The organism is Xanthomonas sp. NCPPB 901, from assembly GCF_056725085.1.
On sequence record NZ_CM161511.1, the window covers coordinates 4,665,005 to 4,679,809 of the forward strand.

Here is a 14,805-nt window from a genome sequence, read left to right on the forward strand (position 1 = left end):
CCCGCGCGGTACCGGTTCGCCCGCGGGGGCGAAGGTCGCTGGCGTGGCGGGCGGTCCGTGCGAACGGGGCGCGCGGCGCGCGGTTCCTTCGTTCCTCAATGCCCTTGAACGCAATGAGGAAACGCAACATGACGATCGTGACCAACCTGGGCTTCCCGCGCATCGGTGCGCGGCGCGAGCTCAAACAGGCGCTGGAACGCTACTGGCGCCGCGACATCGACAGCGCGCAACTGCAGGACACCGCACGCGAGCTGCGCCAGCGCCACTGGCAACTGCAACGCGAGGCCGGGGTGGACGTGCCGCCCAGCAACGACTTCAGCCTGTACGACGCGATGCTCGACACCGCGTTCCTGTTCGATGCCATTCCGCAACGTTACCGCGCGCTGGCCGATGCCGATCCGCTGGCCGGCTACTTCGCGATGGCGCGCGGCACGCAGGAACACGGCCTGGACCTGCACGCGCTGGAAATGACCAAGTGGTTCGACACCAACTACCACTACCTGGTGCCGGAACTGGCGCGGCGCCAGCACTTCCGCCTGCGCGGCGACAAGCCGGTGGTGGAGTTCCTGGAAGCCAAGGCGCAGGGCATCCAGACCCGGCCGGTGCTGATCGGGCCGGTGACCTTCCTGGCGCTGTCCAAGACCGTGGACGGCAGCGACCGCTGGGCGCTGCTGGACAGCCTGCTGCCGGTGTACGCCGAGCTGCTGCAACGCCTGCATGCGGCCGGCGCTGGCTGGGTACAGCTCGACGAACCGGCGCTGGTGCTGGACCTGGACGACACCGCGCGCGAGGCCTATCGCCGCGCCTACGCCTTCCTGGCACAGGCGCCGCGGCCGAAGGTGCTGCTGACCAGCTACTTCGGCGAACTGGGCGACAACCTGGAGCTGGCGATGGCGCTGCCGGTGGACGGCGTGCACGTGGACCTGGTGCGCGGCGTGGCGCAACTGGATGCGGTGCTGCAGGCCCTGCCGGCCGGGCGCGTGCTTTCGGCCGGCCTGGTCAACGGCCGCAACGTGTGGCGTACGCCGCTGGACAACGCGCTGACCCTGGCCCGCTACGCCGCCGGCCATGTCGGCCGCGAGCGGCTGTGGCTGGCGCCGTCGTGCTCACTGCTGCACGTGCCGGTGGATCTGCAGCAGGAGACCAAGCTGGACCGCGAACTGGTCGGCTGGCTGGCCTTCGCCAAGCAGAAGCTGCAGGAACTGCGCACCCTGGCCGATGCGCTGGACGACCAGCCGCAGGCGCAGGCTGGGCTGGACGCGGCGCGCGATGCGCTGGCCAGCCGTCGCGCCTCCACCCGCGTGCACCGCGCCGAGGTGGCGCGGCGGGTCGACGCGCTGACCGACGACGCCAGCCGCCGGCAGTCGCCGTATGCGCAGCGCCGCCAGGCGCAACAGGCGGCGCTGCGGCTGCCGCTGTATCCGACCACCACGATCGGCTCGTTCCCGCAGACCGAGCAGGTGCGGCAGGCGCGCGCGCAGCACAAGGCCGGCAAGCTCGACGATGCCGCCTACGACGCGTTCCTGGCCGCCGAGACCGAGCGCTGCGTGCGAGCACAGGAGCAACTGGGCCTGGACGTGCTGGTGCACGGCGAGTTCGAGCGCAACGACATGGTCGAGTACTTCGGCGAGCAGCTCGATGGCTTCGCCTTCACCCGGCACGGCTGGGTGCAGAGCTACGGCTCGCGCTGCGTCAAGCCGCCGATCATCTACGGCGACGTGCAGCGCCCGGCGCCGATGACGCTGCGCTGGACCCAGTACGCGCAGTCGCTGACCGAGCGGCCGATGAAGGGCATGCTGACCGGGCCGGTGACGGTGCTGCAGTGGTCGTTCGTGCGCGACGACCAGGAACGCGCGCAGACCTGCCGGCAGATCGCGCTGGCGCTGCGCGACGAGGTGCGCGACCTGGAGGCGGCCGGCATCGGCGTGATCCAGATCGACGAGCCGGCGATCCGCGAAGGCCTGCCGCTGCGCCGCGCCGACTGGCAGGCGTACCTGGACTGGGCGGTGCAGTGCTTCCGCATCGCCGCGGCCGGGGTGCGCGATGCGACGCAGATCCACACCCACATGTGCTACTCGGAGTTCAACGACATCATCGAGGCGGTGGCGGCGATGGATGCGGACGTGATCTCGATCGAGACCTCGCGCTCGCGCATGGAACTGCTCGATGCGTTCGTGCGCTTCCGCTACCCGAACGCGATCGGCCCGGGCGTGTACGACATCCACTCGCCGCGCGTGCCGAGCACGCAGGAGATGGTGGAGTTGCTGGAGAAGGCGCGCGCGGTGCTGGATCCGCAGCAACTGTGGGTCAACCCGGATTGCGGGCTGAAGACCCGCGGCTGGGCGGAAACGCGCAGCGCCTTGGAAGCGATGGTCGCCGCGGCGCGGCAATTGCGCACGCAGCAGGCGCAGGCGGCGTGACCCGGTGATGCCCGGCGCCACGTGCGCCGGGCATCATCGCGCTCCAGGCATGTCTGGCATCCCAGTTCGGCGCGCATTGCTGCATTGCGTCTTTGTCCGGCAATGTGCGCTGGCTATAACCGCAGGCGAACGCGTGGCGAGGGGGCGCTGCGTCCTCGCCGACGTGCTGCCGGCGGCGCACCGCGCCGCGGTTTTCGGCATACGCGTGGGCTTCTCAGCACCGCCAGGGAGAGCGCGTCATGCCGAAGCTGTCGAAACTGTCCGCCGTCTGCGTCCTGTATCTCGTCGTCCCCACTGCCGCGCTGCACGCGGCCGAACTGATCCCCAAACAACTGGCCGGTCCGCCGGAGGAGTTCGCGCAGATGCGCGCGCCCGCGCCGGCGGAAGCGGCGATCCTGTCCAAGAGCGCGCTGCTGCCGGTGGAGTTCTCCGCCGCGCGCAGCGGCGGCCAGGCGCAATGGCAGACCACGCTGCCGGTGGAGAACGGCAAGCTGCGCTTCGTGGTCTTGTCCGGCGAACACGATTGGCAGCCGCGCCTGAGCGCGCCGGCCACGGCCAGCGCACGCGCAGGCACCGCCGCCGCGATGCCGATGCTCGCGCCCAGCGCCAAGGCCACCCAGTTGGGCGCCGGCGCCGCCGCACTGCCGGCCCGCGAATACCGCGTGGACAGCGCCGCCAACGGCGACTGGACCCTGACCCTGCAGGCCGACGGCAGCAGCACGGCGCAGCGCGGCTATGTGCTGATGGAAGGCGACCCGCGCACGCAGCTGGCGTCCTATCCCAGCGACCGCGCGCAACTGCAGCGCGGCCAGCGCATCGGCCTGACCGCCCTGCTCGGCGGCATCGATGCGCAGGGCAACGTGAGCCTGGCGCGCAGCGCCGGCAGCGGCCGCATCGACACCGCGCAGCTGCGGGTGATCGCGCCGGACGGCTCGATCCGCCAGTGGCCGATGGCCGACGACGGCCGTCACGGCGACGGCGCCGCGGGCGACGGCGTGTATGCCGGCGACTTCCCGGCGACCGTCACCGGGACCTACATCGCGCAGGTGGTGGTGCACGGCCACGACGCCGGCGGCCAGGCCTTCGTGCGCACCAGCGAGCACGTGCTGCCGGTGCTGGACACCACCTTGCGCATCAATGCCGATGCGGTCGCCGCCAGCGCCCAGCCCGGCACCCGCCTGACCCTGCCGATCCCGGTGCGCATCGGCGGCGGCCAGGCGCCGGCGCACTATCGCGTGCTCGGCGAACTGTGGGGCACCGGTCGCGACGGCAGCGCGGTGCCGGTGGCCTGGCTCGGCGGCATGCTCGCGCCGCAGGACGGGCGCCTGCCGCTGAGCGTGGACGAACGCTGGATCGTCCGCGCCGGCGCACGCGCGCCGTTCACCCTGCGCAACCTGCGCGTGGAGGATCCGGACAACTTCGTGCCGCTGGCCACGCGCGCGACGCTGCCGCTGACCCTGCCGGCGCTGCGCCGCAGCAGCGTGGCGCGCAGCAGCGGTGCGATCGACGAGAGCATGCGCATGGGCGAGCGCCCCGCGCAGCTGAGCGCGGCCACCGACATGCAGGCGCAGGCCACCGGCAAGCGCCTGGTGCTGGTGCACGGCTATTGCTCGGGCGGGGTGTGGCCGGTGGCGCAGTTCAGCAACGCCTCCGCGTTCCTGGACGTCAACCAGAACCGCAGCAACGACCAGTTCGCGCAACGCCTGGCGCAGTTCGGCAGCCAATGGAACTCGTTCGGCACGGTGGCGCACAGCCAGGGCGGCATGGCCGCGCTGCATCTGTACGTCTACTACTGGAGCGGCCTGGACAATGCCAGCGGCGGGCGGGTGATGCAGTCGGTGGGCACGCCCTATCAGGGCACCAACCTGGCCGGCATCCTGGCCGCGGTGGGCTCGTGGTTCGGCGTGGGCTGCGGCACCAACAACGACCTGACCTACGACGGCGCCAAGGCCTGGCTGGCCGGCATCCCCAACTCGGCGCGGGCGCTGGTGAACTACTACACCACCTCCTTCGCCAAGACCAACTGGTACACCAACGACTACTGCAATGCAGCCTCGGACCTGGTGCTGAGCGACCCGGAGGACGGCACCGTGGAGCAGGTCAACGGCCAGCTGCCCGGCGGCGTCAACCGCGGCCACACCACCGGCCAGTGCCACACCACCGGCATGCGCGACCCGGCGCAGTACCTGGACGCCAGCCGCAACGCGACGATGAACGCCAACGCGGCGCGTTGAAGGGCCGGGAGTCGGGATTGGGGATTGGGGATTGGCAAGAGCGGCGCCGCGGGTTGGCGTTGCTCTTGCCACTCCGGGATGCAACGCTTTTCCGGACGGCCATCCGTCCGGTCACTGTCGAACGAAGCGGCAATCGACGCGGACAGTGACGGGCAGGCTGTGCGAATCAGGAGTTCAACGGAGCGAAGCGCGTCGCTGTCGCTATTGCTGTTGCCATTCCCGATTCCCGTTTCCCCATTCCCGGCCTCACCGAAACACCACCGTCCGATGCCCGTTGAGCAGGATGCGATGCTCGACATGGCGGCGCACGGCGCGGGCCAGCACCTGCGATTCGGTGTCGCTGCCCAGGCGCACCAGCTCGCGCGGGGTCATGGCGTGGTCCACGCGGGCCACGTCCTGTTCGATGATCGGGCCTTCGTCCAGGTCGCCGGTGACGTAGTGCGCGGTGGCGCCGATGATCTTGACCCCGCGCGCGTGCGCCTGGTGGTACGGCTGCGCGCCCTTGAAGCTGGGCAGGAAGCTGTGGTGGATGTTGATCGCGCGCCCTGCCAGCACCGCGCACAGCGTCGGCGACAGGATCTGCATGTAGCGGGCCAGCACCACCAGGTCGATGCGCTCGCGCTCGACCAGCGCCAGCAGCTGCGCTTCCTGTTCGGCGCGGTTGGCGGCACTCACCGGCAGGTGGTGGAACGGCACGCCGTAGGAGCCGGCCAGCCCGGCGAAATCGGCATGGTTGGAAGCCACCGCGGCGATGTCCACCCGCAACTGCCGGCTGTGCGCGCGGAACAGCAGGTCGTTGAGGCAGTGGCCCTGCTTGCTGACCAGCACCAGCAGGCGCGCGCGGCGGCGCGCGTCGTGCAGTTGCCAGTCCATCGCGTAGTCGGCGGCCAGCGGGGCCAGCTGCGCCTGCACCGCTGCGGCGGTGTCGGTGGCCGGCGCATCGAAATGCACGCGCAGGAAGAAACGGCCGCTTTCCTCGTCGCCGAACTGCTGCGCATCGAGGATGTTGCAGCCGTGCTCGAACAGCAGGCCGCTGACGCGGAAGACGATGCCGGTACGATCCGGGCAGGACAGGGTCAGGATGTAGTCGGGGCGCATCCGCCGATGATAGGGGAAAGGGCGGGATTGGGGATTGGGGATTGGGGATTGGGGATTGGGGATTGGGGATTGGGGATTCGGGATTCGGGATTCGGGATTCGGGATTCGGAAGAGTCCACCACGGAGACCTGGGGCAGCTGTCGTGCAGCCATGACGGACAAAGCTGGCGGGCATTCGACCTTGGAAGGCGTCGGGACTGAAGTCCCTCCCACAGTGCAGTCCCCCAGCCGCGCTGGAGCCGCCGTGTCGTAGCGGCTCCAAGGCACCGCCAATAACTTAAGGAAGTGTCCTATAGGAGCGGCTTCAGCCGCGACGGGAGCGAGAGGGGCTAGCCATCCCGCCGGCGCTGGCTTCTCCCTTCTCCCGCCGGGAGAAGGTGCCCCGAAGGGGCGGATGAGGGTCGGGCGAAGCCTCGCGCGGTCAAAACATCGCGTGCGCTGCGCGTCCGTACCCTCACCCCACCCCCTCTCCCGGAGGGAGAGGGGCTCGGCCATCCTTGCACTGCAACCCGGTCGCGGCCGACACCGCGCCTGGGACATCGCTCACTCGCCTGCCCTCACTCCGGGCGCAGGCGCAGCGCCAGGCGGCGGTTGACCTTCTCCAGGCGCGCCAGCGAGTCCTCCACCGACATGCCGACCGCTTCGTGGGTGGTGATGTGCGCGCGCAGATGCGCCGGATCGTCCAGGTCGCCACGCACCAGGAACACGTTCTCGCCATCCTCCACGTCGCCGATCTCGCGGCTGAGCACCACGTGGTCGACCTGGTCGAACCCGTATTCCTTGGCCAGCGGCAGCAGCCGCGCCACCATGCGCTCGCTGATCGCGTCCGGGGCGCGGCCGCAGGCGGCGTCCAGCGCGTGCACGCCCTCGCGGATCTGCGCGTACAGCAGGTGGTCGGGATGGTCCGGATGATCGGGCCCGGGCACGGCCTCGCGCACCACCGCGCGCGGCGGCTGGATCGGCGCTCTGTCGTCGGGATCGGACGAAGTCGGACTCATGGCATCCTCCTGTGATGCGCCAGCAAATCGCCGCACCTTAGCGGCAAGCGCACGCCAGGCTCAAGCAGGCACGCAGTGTGCCGCAGGCGCCGCCAAGGTCCGCTGAAGATCCGTCCGGCGCCGCTCAGGCCTGGCCGGCGCGGCGCGCGGCGACCTTGGCCAGCGCCGCCCAGTCCAGGTCGCCGTCGCCATGCGCGATCGCTTCGATGAAGGCATCGCGCAGCACCGCCGCCAGCGGCATCGGCACGTGCCGGGTCTCGCCGGCGTTCAGCGCCAGGCGCACGTCCTTCAGGCCCAGCACGGCCTTGAAGCCGGCCGGGCTGTAGCGCTGTTCGGCGATCATGCCGCCGTAGGTCTGGTAGGCCGGCGCGGCGAACACGGTGCTGGTGAGCATGTCGAGGAAATCGGCTGCCTCCACGCCATGCCCGCGCACCAGCGCCGACGCCTCGGCCATGGTGCCGATGGCGCTGGCCAGGCACAGGTTGGCGGCGAGCTTGACCGCGTTGGCCTGTTCCGGCGCGGCGCCGAAGTACCAGGTCTTGCGCCCGATGACATCGAGCAAGGGCTGCACCCGCGCCAGCGCCGCGGCATCGCCGGCGGCGAGCAGGTTGAGCTGGCCGGCCGCGGCCACCTCCATCCGCCCCAGCACCGGCAGCGCCAGGTAGGCGACGCCGCGCTCGGCATGCAGCGCATGCAGTTCGCGCGCCAGCGCCACCGAGATGGTGGCCATGTTGACGTGCACGCTGCCGGCGGTGAGCGCGTCCAGTGCGCCGCGATCGAGCAGGGTCTCGCGCACCGCGGTGTCGTCGGCCAGCATCGAGAACAGCACCGGCCCGCGCACCGCATCGGCCGGTTGCGCGGCCAGCTGCGCGCCGGCCTCGAGCAGGGGCTGCGCCGCCGCCGCGCTGCGATTCCACACCGTCAATGCGTGACCGGCACGCAGCAGGTTGAGCGCGATCGGCTGGCCCATCGTGCCCAGGCCGAGAAATCCAATCGTCGTCATTGCAGGCTCCCTGAAGGAATCGAAATGGAGGCCGCCACCGGCACGCGCAACGCGCCGGTCAGGCGTCGAACACGCCGCGCGCCGCATGCGGCTCGCAACGCAGGTATTGCGGCGACGGGCGCAACCGCGCGCCCAGCGCGGCGGCCGCATGCCACGGCCAGCGCGGATCGTAGAGGATGCCGCGGGCCAGCGCGATGGCGTCGGCGCGGTCCTCGGCGAGGATGGCCTCGGCCTGTTGCGGCTCGGTGATCAGGCCCACCGCGATCACCGGCATGCGCACCGCGCGATGCAGCGCCTCGGCCAGCGGCACCTGGTAACCGGGCGCCACCGGAATACGCTGGCGGCGGTCCAGGCCGCCGCTGGACACGTGCAGGTAATCGCAGCCCTGCGCCTGCAGGGCCTGCGCCAGCGCCTGACTCTGCGCCAGGTCCCAGCCGCCGTCGACCCAGTCGGTGGCGGAGATACGCACGCCCACCGCGATGGTCGGCGCCACCGCGGCGCGCACCGCCGCATGCACCCGCAGCAGCAGGCGCATGCGGTTCTCCAGGCTGCCGCCATAGGCATCCTCGCGCTGGTTGCTCAGCGGCGACAGGAACTGGTGCAGCAGGTAGCCGTGTGCGGCGTGCAGTTCGATCAGCGCGAAGCCGAGGCGTTCGGCACGCCGCGCCGACGCCACGAACGCCTCGACGATGGCGTCGATGCCGGCCAGGTCCAGCGCCTGCGGCGGCACGCCGTCCTGGTCGAACGCCAGCGCCGATGGCGCCACGGTCTGCCAGCCGTTCGGCTGGTCGGGCGCGATCGCGCCGTCGCCCTCCCAAGGCTTGCGCGTGGACGCCTTGCGTCCGGCGTGCGCGAGCTGGATGCCCAGCGGCATCGGCGACCAGCGCCGCACCGCGCGCACCACCGTGTCCAGCGCCGCTTCGGTGGCGTCGTCCCACAGCCCCAGGTCGGCGTAGCTGATGCGCCCACGCGGCTCGACCGCCGTCGCTTCCAGGATCAGCAGGCCGGCGCCGGACTGCGCCAGTTGGCCCAGATGCTGGGTGTGCCAATCGCTGGCGCGGCCGTCCTCGGCCGAGTACTGGCACATCGGCGCGATCACGATGCGGTTGGACAACGACAGCGGCCCCAGTGCGAGGGGCGAGAACAAATGCGTCACGATACGGATCCAGGGAAACGCCGCGCACGGCGCGGGAGGCGACCATTGCACTCCTGCCGCGCAGCGCGATCAACCACTGCCGGTGGATCAGTTCGTGCCGGGATTCGGAACGCGCGCCATCGCAGGCAGCAGGAAGTCCAGCGCCTGCGCGCACGGCTGCGCCACCTTCAACTGCAGCAGGTCGTCGCCGCGGGTCCGGCCCAGATTGATCGCGGCGATCGGCAGCCCGGCCTTGGCCGCGGCCTGCACGAAGCGGAAGCCGGAATAGACCATCAGCGACGAGCCGACCACCAGCACCGCATCGGCGCGCTGCAAATGCGCGAAGGCGCTGGCCACGCGCTCGCGCGGCACGTTTTCGCCGAAGAACACCACGTCCGGTTTCAGCACGCCGCCGCAGCGCGCGCAGGGCGGCACCACGAAGCTGGCGAAGTCCACGCCGTCCAGGTCGGCATCGCCGTCCGGCGCCGGCGCGGCCTGCAGCGTCGCCCACTGCGGGTTGTGCCGCAGCAGATGCTGCTGGAACGTCTCGCGCGGCATGCGCCGTTCGCAGCCCGTGCAGCGCACCACGTCCAGGCGCCCGTGCAGGTCGATGGTGGCGCGGCTGCCGGCGGCCTGGTGCAGGCCGTCCACGTTCTGGGTCAGCAGCAGTTCGACCTGGCCGCGCGCTTCCAGCTGCGCCAGCGCGGCGTGGGTGGCGTTGGGCCGGGCATGGCCGAAGCGCGGCCAGCCGAGCAGGCTGCGCGCCCAATAGCGCTGCCGCGTCGCCAGCTCGCCCATGAAGGCCTGGTAGGTCACCGGCTGCGCACGCTTCCAGTCGCCGGCGGCGTCGCGGTAGTCGGGAATGCCCGAGTCGGTGCTGCAGCCGGCACCGGTCAGCACGAACAGGCGCCGATGGCGGTCGACGAACGCCTGCAGCGCGCCAAGCGCCGCCGGCACGGACGCGGCGTGATCGAGCAACTGCGGCATGGTGCGACTCCCGTCGGTGTTGGCGGCGCGCACAACGACGGCAGCGCCGTCCTGTATGTAGGGCGTGCAGCCCGGCAACGCAAGGCCCGGCAACGCCCGCCTGTGAACCGCATCCAGGGCGGCGCCAATGGAGGATGAGGCCGTGCCCGAACCGCACGCCGTCAGGCGATCGCGGCACCCACCATCACAACGGGTTGGCGACCTCGATCAGGTTGCCGTCCGGATCGCGGAAGTACAGCGACAGGATCGGCCCGCGGGCGCCGGTGCGTTGGACAGGCCCGCTCTCGATCGGCACGGCGGCGGCGCGCAGTTCCTCGGCCACCTGCGCCAGCGGCGTGGCGGTGAGAAAGCACAGATCGGCCGAGCCCGGCGTGGGCGTGCGCGCCTTGGGGTCGAACTCGTGGCCGTGCCGGTGCAGGTTGATCTTCTGCTCGCCGAACGCCAGCGCCTTGCGGCCTTCGCCGAAGGTCACCACGCGCATGCCCAGCACCTGCGTATAGAACACGCAGCTGGCCTCGATGTCGGCGACGGTGAGGACCAGATGGTCGAGGTGGTCGATCTGCATCGGAGAACTCCCGTTGGGTGACGGCGGCGCGGTTCACTCGCCGCGCGGCGGATGCGGCCCGAAACGGCCGTAGGGGCGGCTGTCGTCGGCGCCGCGGCGCAGCACCTGCGCGGCGACCAGGCCGATGCCCAGCAGCACCAGGCAGCAAGCGACCAGGGCGTTCCAGCCACCGTGCTGCCAGGCCGCGCCGCTGAGCGAGCCGATCAGGCTGGCACCGGCGTAGTAGGCCAGCAGGTACAGCGAGGCGGCGTGGCTCTTGTGCTGGCCGCCCAGGCGCCCGACCCAGGCGCTGGCCGCCGAGTGCGCGACGAAGAAGCCGATGGTCAGCAGCACGATGCCGGCGATGACCGGCACCAGCGCATGCGACAGGGTCAGCGCCACGCCCAGCGCGGCGGTGACGATGCCGGCCAGCACCACCGGCCCGCGGCCGAAGCGGTCCGAGGCGGCGCCGGCGACCGACGAAGACACGATGCCGAACACATACGCGCTGAAGATCATGCCGAGCTGGCTCTGGCTCAGCCCGAACTCCGGCCCGCCCAGGCGGAAGCCGGCATAGTTGTAGACGCTGACGAACACGCCCATCGCCAGGAACGGGATCGCGAACAGCCACGGCAGATGGCGATCGCGCAGATGCCCGCCCCAGGCGCGCAGGTGGAAGCGCAGGTTCACCCCCTGGCGGCGCACGAAGTGCCGCGACGGCGGCAGCAGCCACACGAAGCCGACCGCGACCAGCAGATCGACCGTGCTCAGCGTGGCCAGCGCGATGCGCCAGTCGAAGTGGTCGGTGAGCATGCTCATGCCGATGCGGCCGATCATGCCGCCGAACGCATTGCCGGCCACGTACAGCCCGGTCGCCGCGCCGAGCCGGTTCGCCGGCAGCTCTTCGGCCAGGTACACCATCGCCACTGCCGGCACGCCGCCCAGGGCGATGCCGGACAGCGCGCGCACCGCCACCAGCGCGCCCCAGTGCGGCAGGCAGGCCGCCAGCAGGTTGAGCAGCGCCGCCAGCGCGATCGACACGAACATCAGCCCGCGCCGGCCCAGCGTTTCCGACACCGCACCGGCGCAGAAGATCGCGATCGCCAGGCCGCCGGTGGCCAGCGACAGCGGCAGCGAGCTGGCCGCGGCGCTGAGTCCGAACTCGCGCGCGAACTCGGGCAGCAGCGGCTGCACGCTGTACAGCAGCGAGAAGGTGGCGAAACCGGCCAGGAACAGCGCCAGGCGGATGCGCAGCAGCAACGCATCGTCCACGGCGGGCAGCGGCGGGCATTGGCTGGAGGCGTTCACGGTGTGGGTCGCGGCGGGAAATGGAGGGCCAGTATTCGCCTGCCGGACCCCGGCGTCCAATATATGATCACCCCATTCTCCATATTCTTTGGATATGACATGGAACTGCGCCATCTGCGCTACTTCCTGGCCGTGGCCGAGGCCGGGCACTTCACCCGCGCCGCCGCGCAGCTGGGCATCCAGCAACCGCCGCTGAGCCAGCAGATCCGCGCGCTGGAAGAGGAACTGGGCACGCCGCTGTTCGTGCGCACGCCGCGCGGCGCCGACCTCACCGATGCCGGCCGCGCATTCCGCAACGAGGCGCGGCGCGTGCTCGCCGACCTGGAGCGCGCCGGCGACGCCGCGCGCCGTGCCGCACGCGGCGAAAGCGGCGTGCTGCGGCTGGGCTTCACCGCCTCGGCCGCGTTCAACCCGATCGTGCCGACCCTGGTGCGCGGCTTCCGCCGCGGTTGGCCGGCGGTGACGCTGGCGCTGGAGGAGACCAATACCGCCGGCCTGCTCGCCGCGCTGCTGCAGGGCCGGCTGGATGCGGCCTTCATCCGCTACAGCGTGGCTACGCCATCGGAACTGCAATTGCTCAAGCTGCCCGACGAGCCGATGAGGATCGCGGTGCCGGCGGCGCACCGCCTGGCCAAGCGGCGCCGCGCGCCGCTGTCGGCGCTGGCCGGCGAACCGTTCATCCTGTTCCCGCGCAGCTTCGGCACCAGCCTGTACGACGAGATCCTCGATGCCTGCCGCCAGGCCGGCTTCGAACTGAAGATCGAACAGGAAGCGCCGCAGATGTCCTCCATCGTCAACCTGGTTGCCGCCGAATTGGGCGTGTCGGTGGTGCCCGCCTCGACCGCGCAGGTGCAGCTGCCCGGCGTGCGCTACCTGGACATCGAAGGCCGCGTGCCGATGGCGCGGCTGGCGCTGGCCGCGCTGCCGGCCACCGCGCAGGCGATGCCGATCGTGCGCCATTTGTGGCAGCTGGCGCAGGGACATGCGCCGGGCGAGCGCGGCACTCCCCCGACAGGATTGCCCGATCCGAAGACCGCAGGAGCGGCTTCGGCCGCGACAGGCGCCAGCCGGAAAGCGCGGCGCGGCTGACGCCGGTCCTACGCCACGTGCGCCTGCGCGCAACGGATCACAACGCACGCACCTCCCATCCCGCCGCATCGCCCAGCACCTGGCCTGGGCGCACACCGTCCACGACCACCCGCACACCGCGCGCGAACGGCAACTGCCGCTGCTGCGGAAACCAGCGTCGCTGCGCATCCACCGCGATCAGCAAACCGGTGTGGTCGCCGAGCGCGGCGAATTCGGCGGACGGCGGCTGCAGTGGACGCAATCCGAAATCCCGCTGCGCGGCCGCGACCACGGCCGGCACCTGCGCGCTGGGCAGGCCGACCTCGCTGATGCACAACACCTCGCGCGCCGGGAACGCGCCCTGCGGCGCCGGCTGCGCCGGCAGCGGTGCGCGTGCGATCAGTTCCAGCACCGCGCCATCCGGGCCGGCGAAATACACCGACTGCGACTGCCATGCGCCACCGAGCGCGAACCGCGTGGTGCCCTGCGCGTCGGACAGGAACACGGCCCGCTGCGACAGCCAATCGCAGGCCGCCTCGAACCGGGCGGGCAACACGTTGAAGGCCAGGTGCGCGCTCCCGACGTCGGTTCCGCGGGTCAGCTGCAACACGCTCCAGCCGATCCGCACCTGCTCGGATGCGACGGGCAACTGCAGCACCTCGCCATAGAAGGCCAGACCGGCAGCGGGATCGGTACAGGGCAAGTGGACATGGGTGATGCGCATCGCAGGCTCCTTGGCGGCGGAGCGCCTATTGCACGACCTCAACTGCGGTTGAGGTCAAGCGCACGCGACCTGTCCGCGCCTGCAGCAGGATGCTTGCGGCGGCGCGTCGTGCCCGGGATGCGATGCGGTCTGCGCCGCGCGGATGCGCGGCGATCCAGCAAAAGCGATTGCAGGAGCGGCTTCAGCCGCGACCGGAACGTTGCCTGGGATACCCAGTCGCGGCTGAAGCCGCTCCTACGAGAAACAGCGCGCGCTCACCCCAGGTGCGTGCGCACCGCTTCGTCGATCTTGGCCGGCGGCACGAAGCCGGGGACGCGCGCCACTTCCTCGCCCTGGCGGAACAGCATCAGGGTCGGGGTCTGGCGCAGGCCCTGGGCGCGGAAGAAGTCCTCGCCCACGTCTTCCATCTTCACCTTGAGCAGGGTCACGCCCTGCGCGCTCTCGCCCTCGGCGAAGCGCTCCAGCGACTTGTCGAGCATGCGGCAGCCGGGGCAGTTGTCCTTGTTGAAATCGGCCAGCACGCGCGGGTGGGCGGCGAGCGCATCGGCGAACTGTTCGGCGCTGGAGACGGTGATGGTGGTGAGCATGGAACGGAACCTTGTCTGATGTCAGAGAAAACCCGGCGTGCGCGATGACGCCGGCAATGCCAAGAAAACGGAGAGACGACGACCGCGTCAGCCACTGCCATGCAGCGGCGGCGGCAACACCATCGAAGCCACCCCACCACCCACACCGGCGGACGGGGGCGCGGCAGCTCCCCCCAGCACGGCGCCTGCCGAAGACGCGCGCGCCGCGCGCAGTGCTAGCACGCGTGCGCACCAGTCGTCGATCGCGGCACTGTCGCGATCGCCGTGCGGCATCTGCTCGATCTCCAGCCGCGGATAGGCGCTGTCGAAGAACCGCGCGATGCGCTTGACCGCACCGCAGTAGTACTCCAACCCCCACTGCGTCTCGCCGGTGCCGAACGCCGCCACCTCGATCGTCTTACCGGTCGCCTCGACCAGCTCGGCGATGTAGCGCTTCATCTCCGATGGCGTACGCCCGGCGTTGTCGGTCCAGCTGCCGAGCAGGTGCAGATCGAAGCCAGCCGCGCGCCCTGCGTCGCCGAGCGCCCCCTGCAGCGTCTGCAGGTCGGTGTGGATCCAGGTGACCTCGTGCCCCGCCGCCTCGCACTGCGCATGCACGCGGCGGGCGACGTCGCGCGTGTTGCCGCTGAGCGAAGCGTAGGCGAGCAAGATTTTCATGAGGCGGGGATTCGGGATTGGGGATTCGTCAGAGCGCGGAGAC

General features: G+C 71.0%; 12 protein-coding genes and 1 pseudogene. 3 read left to right on the top strand and 10 right to left on the bottom strand.

The window, feature by feature from the left end; translation table 11 throughout:
* Positions 1–128 precede the first annotated feature (128 nt).
* Positions 129–2,420 carry a 5-methyltetrahydropteroyltriglutamate--homocysteine S-methyltransferase gene (gene metE / locus AC1PME_RS19900; RefSeq protein ID WP_481096797.1) on the top strand — a complete coding sequence of 764 codons (2,292 nt, stop codon included), beginning with the start codon at positions 129–131 and terminating at the stop codon, positions 2,418–2,420.
* Between the two features lie 239 nt (positions 2,421–2,659).
* The gene (locus AC1PME_RS19905; protein WP_481096798.1) at positions 2,660–4,654 is read left to right on the top strand and encodes a choice-of-anchor X domain-containing protein; all 1,995 of its coding nucleotides are present in this window, start codon (positions 2,660–2,662) and stop codon (positions 4,652–4,654) included.
* A gap of 246 nt (positions 4,655–4,900) precedes the next feature.
* On the opposite strand, the gene purU is transcribed toward AC1PME_RS19905, so the two are convergent.
* The 7 genes from purU to AC1PME_RS19940 all read right to left on the bottom strand — a co-directional run bounded on the left by purU (position 4,901) and on the right by AC1PME_RS19940 (position 11,726).
* A complete protein-coding gene (purU, locus tag AC1PME_RS19910; RefSeq protein WP_481096799.1) occupies positions 4,901–5,752 on the bottom strand; it encodes a formyltetrahydrofolate deformylase in 852 nt (283 codons plus the stop codon).
* Between the two features lie 556 nt (positions 5,753–6,308).
* The gene (locus AC1PME_RS19915) at positions 6,309–6,749 is read right to left on the bottom strand and encodes an XVIPCD domain-containing protein (protein WP_254459530.1); all 441 of its coding nucleotides are present in this window, start codon (positions 6,747–6,749) and stop codon (positions 6,309–6,311) included.
* Positions 6,750–6,873: 124 nt separating this feature from the next.
* Positions 6,874–7,752, bottom strand: a complete 879-nt coding sequence (locus tag AC1PME_RS19920; RefSeq protein WP_481096800.1) for an NAD(P)-dependent oxidoreductase — start codon at positions 7,750–7,752, stop codon at positions 6,874–6,876.
* Positions 7,753–7,810: 58 nt separating this feature from the next.
* Positions 7,811–8,908, bottom strand: a complete 1,098-nt coding sequence (locus AC1PME_RS19925) for an NADH:flavin oxidoreductase/NADH oxidase (protein ID WP_307547111.1) — start codon at positions 8,906–8,908, stop codon at positions 7,811–7,813.
* Positions 8,909–8,995: 87 nt separating this feature from the next.
* Positions 8,996–9,874, bottom strand: a complete 879-nt coding sequence (locus tag AC1PME_RS19930) for an NAD-dependent protein deacetylase (RefSeq protein WP_481096801.1) — start codon at positions 9,872–9,874, stop codon at positions 8,996–8,998.
* 184 nt (positions 9,875–10,058) lie between these two features.
* Entirely contained in the window at positions 10,059–10,439 is a 381-nt protein-coding gene (locus tag AC1PME_RS19935; protein ID WP_481096802.1) for a VOC family protein, read from the bottom strand.
* Positions 10,440–10,472: 33 nt separating this feature from the next.
* A complete protein-coding gene (locus AC1PME_RS19940; protein ID WP_481096803.1) occupies positions 10,473–11,726 on the bottom strand; it encodes an MFS transporter in 1,254 nt (417 codons plus the stop codon).
* Positions 11,727–11,825: 99 nt separating this feature from the next.
* On the opposite strand from AC1PME_RS19940, the pseudogene AC1PME_RS19945 reads away from it, so the two are divergent.
* Positions 11,826–12,704: pseudogene (locus AC1PME_RS19945) on the top strand (LysR family transcriptional regulator); the annotation flags it as partial.
* 148 nt (positions 12,705–12,852) lie between these two features.
* On the opposite strand, the gene AC1PME_RS19950 reads toward AC1PME_RS19945, so the two are convergent.
* From AC1PME_RS19950 to AC1PME_RS19960, 3 genes are all read right to left on the bottom strand, one after another.
* Positions 12,853–13,518: a VOC family protein gene (locus AC1PME_RS19950; RefSeq protein ID WP_481096804.1), complete on the bottom strand. Its 666-nt coding sequence runs from the start codon at positions 13,516–13,518 to the stop codon at positions 12,853–12,855.
* 254 nt (positions 13,519–13,772) lie between these two features.
* Complete coding sequence (locus AC1PME_RS19955) at positions 13,773–14,105, bottom strand: thioredoxin family protein (RefSeq protein WP_148827238.1); 333 nt, start codon at positions 14,103–14,105, stop codon at positions 13,773–13,775.
* A gap of 87 nt (positions 14,106–14,192) precedes the next feature.
* The gene (locus AC1PME_RS19960; protein ID WP_481096805.1) at positions 14,193–14,762 is read right to left on the bottom strand and encodes a flavodoxin; all 570 of its coding nucleotides are present in this window, start codon (positions 14,760–14,762) and stop codon (positions 14,193–14,195) included.
* Between the last annotated feature and the right edge of the window lie 43 nt (positions 14,763–14,805).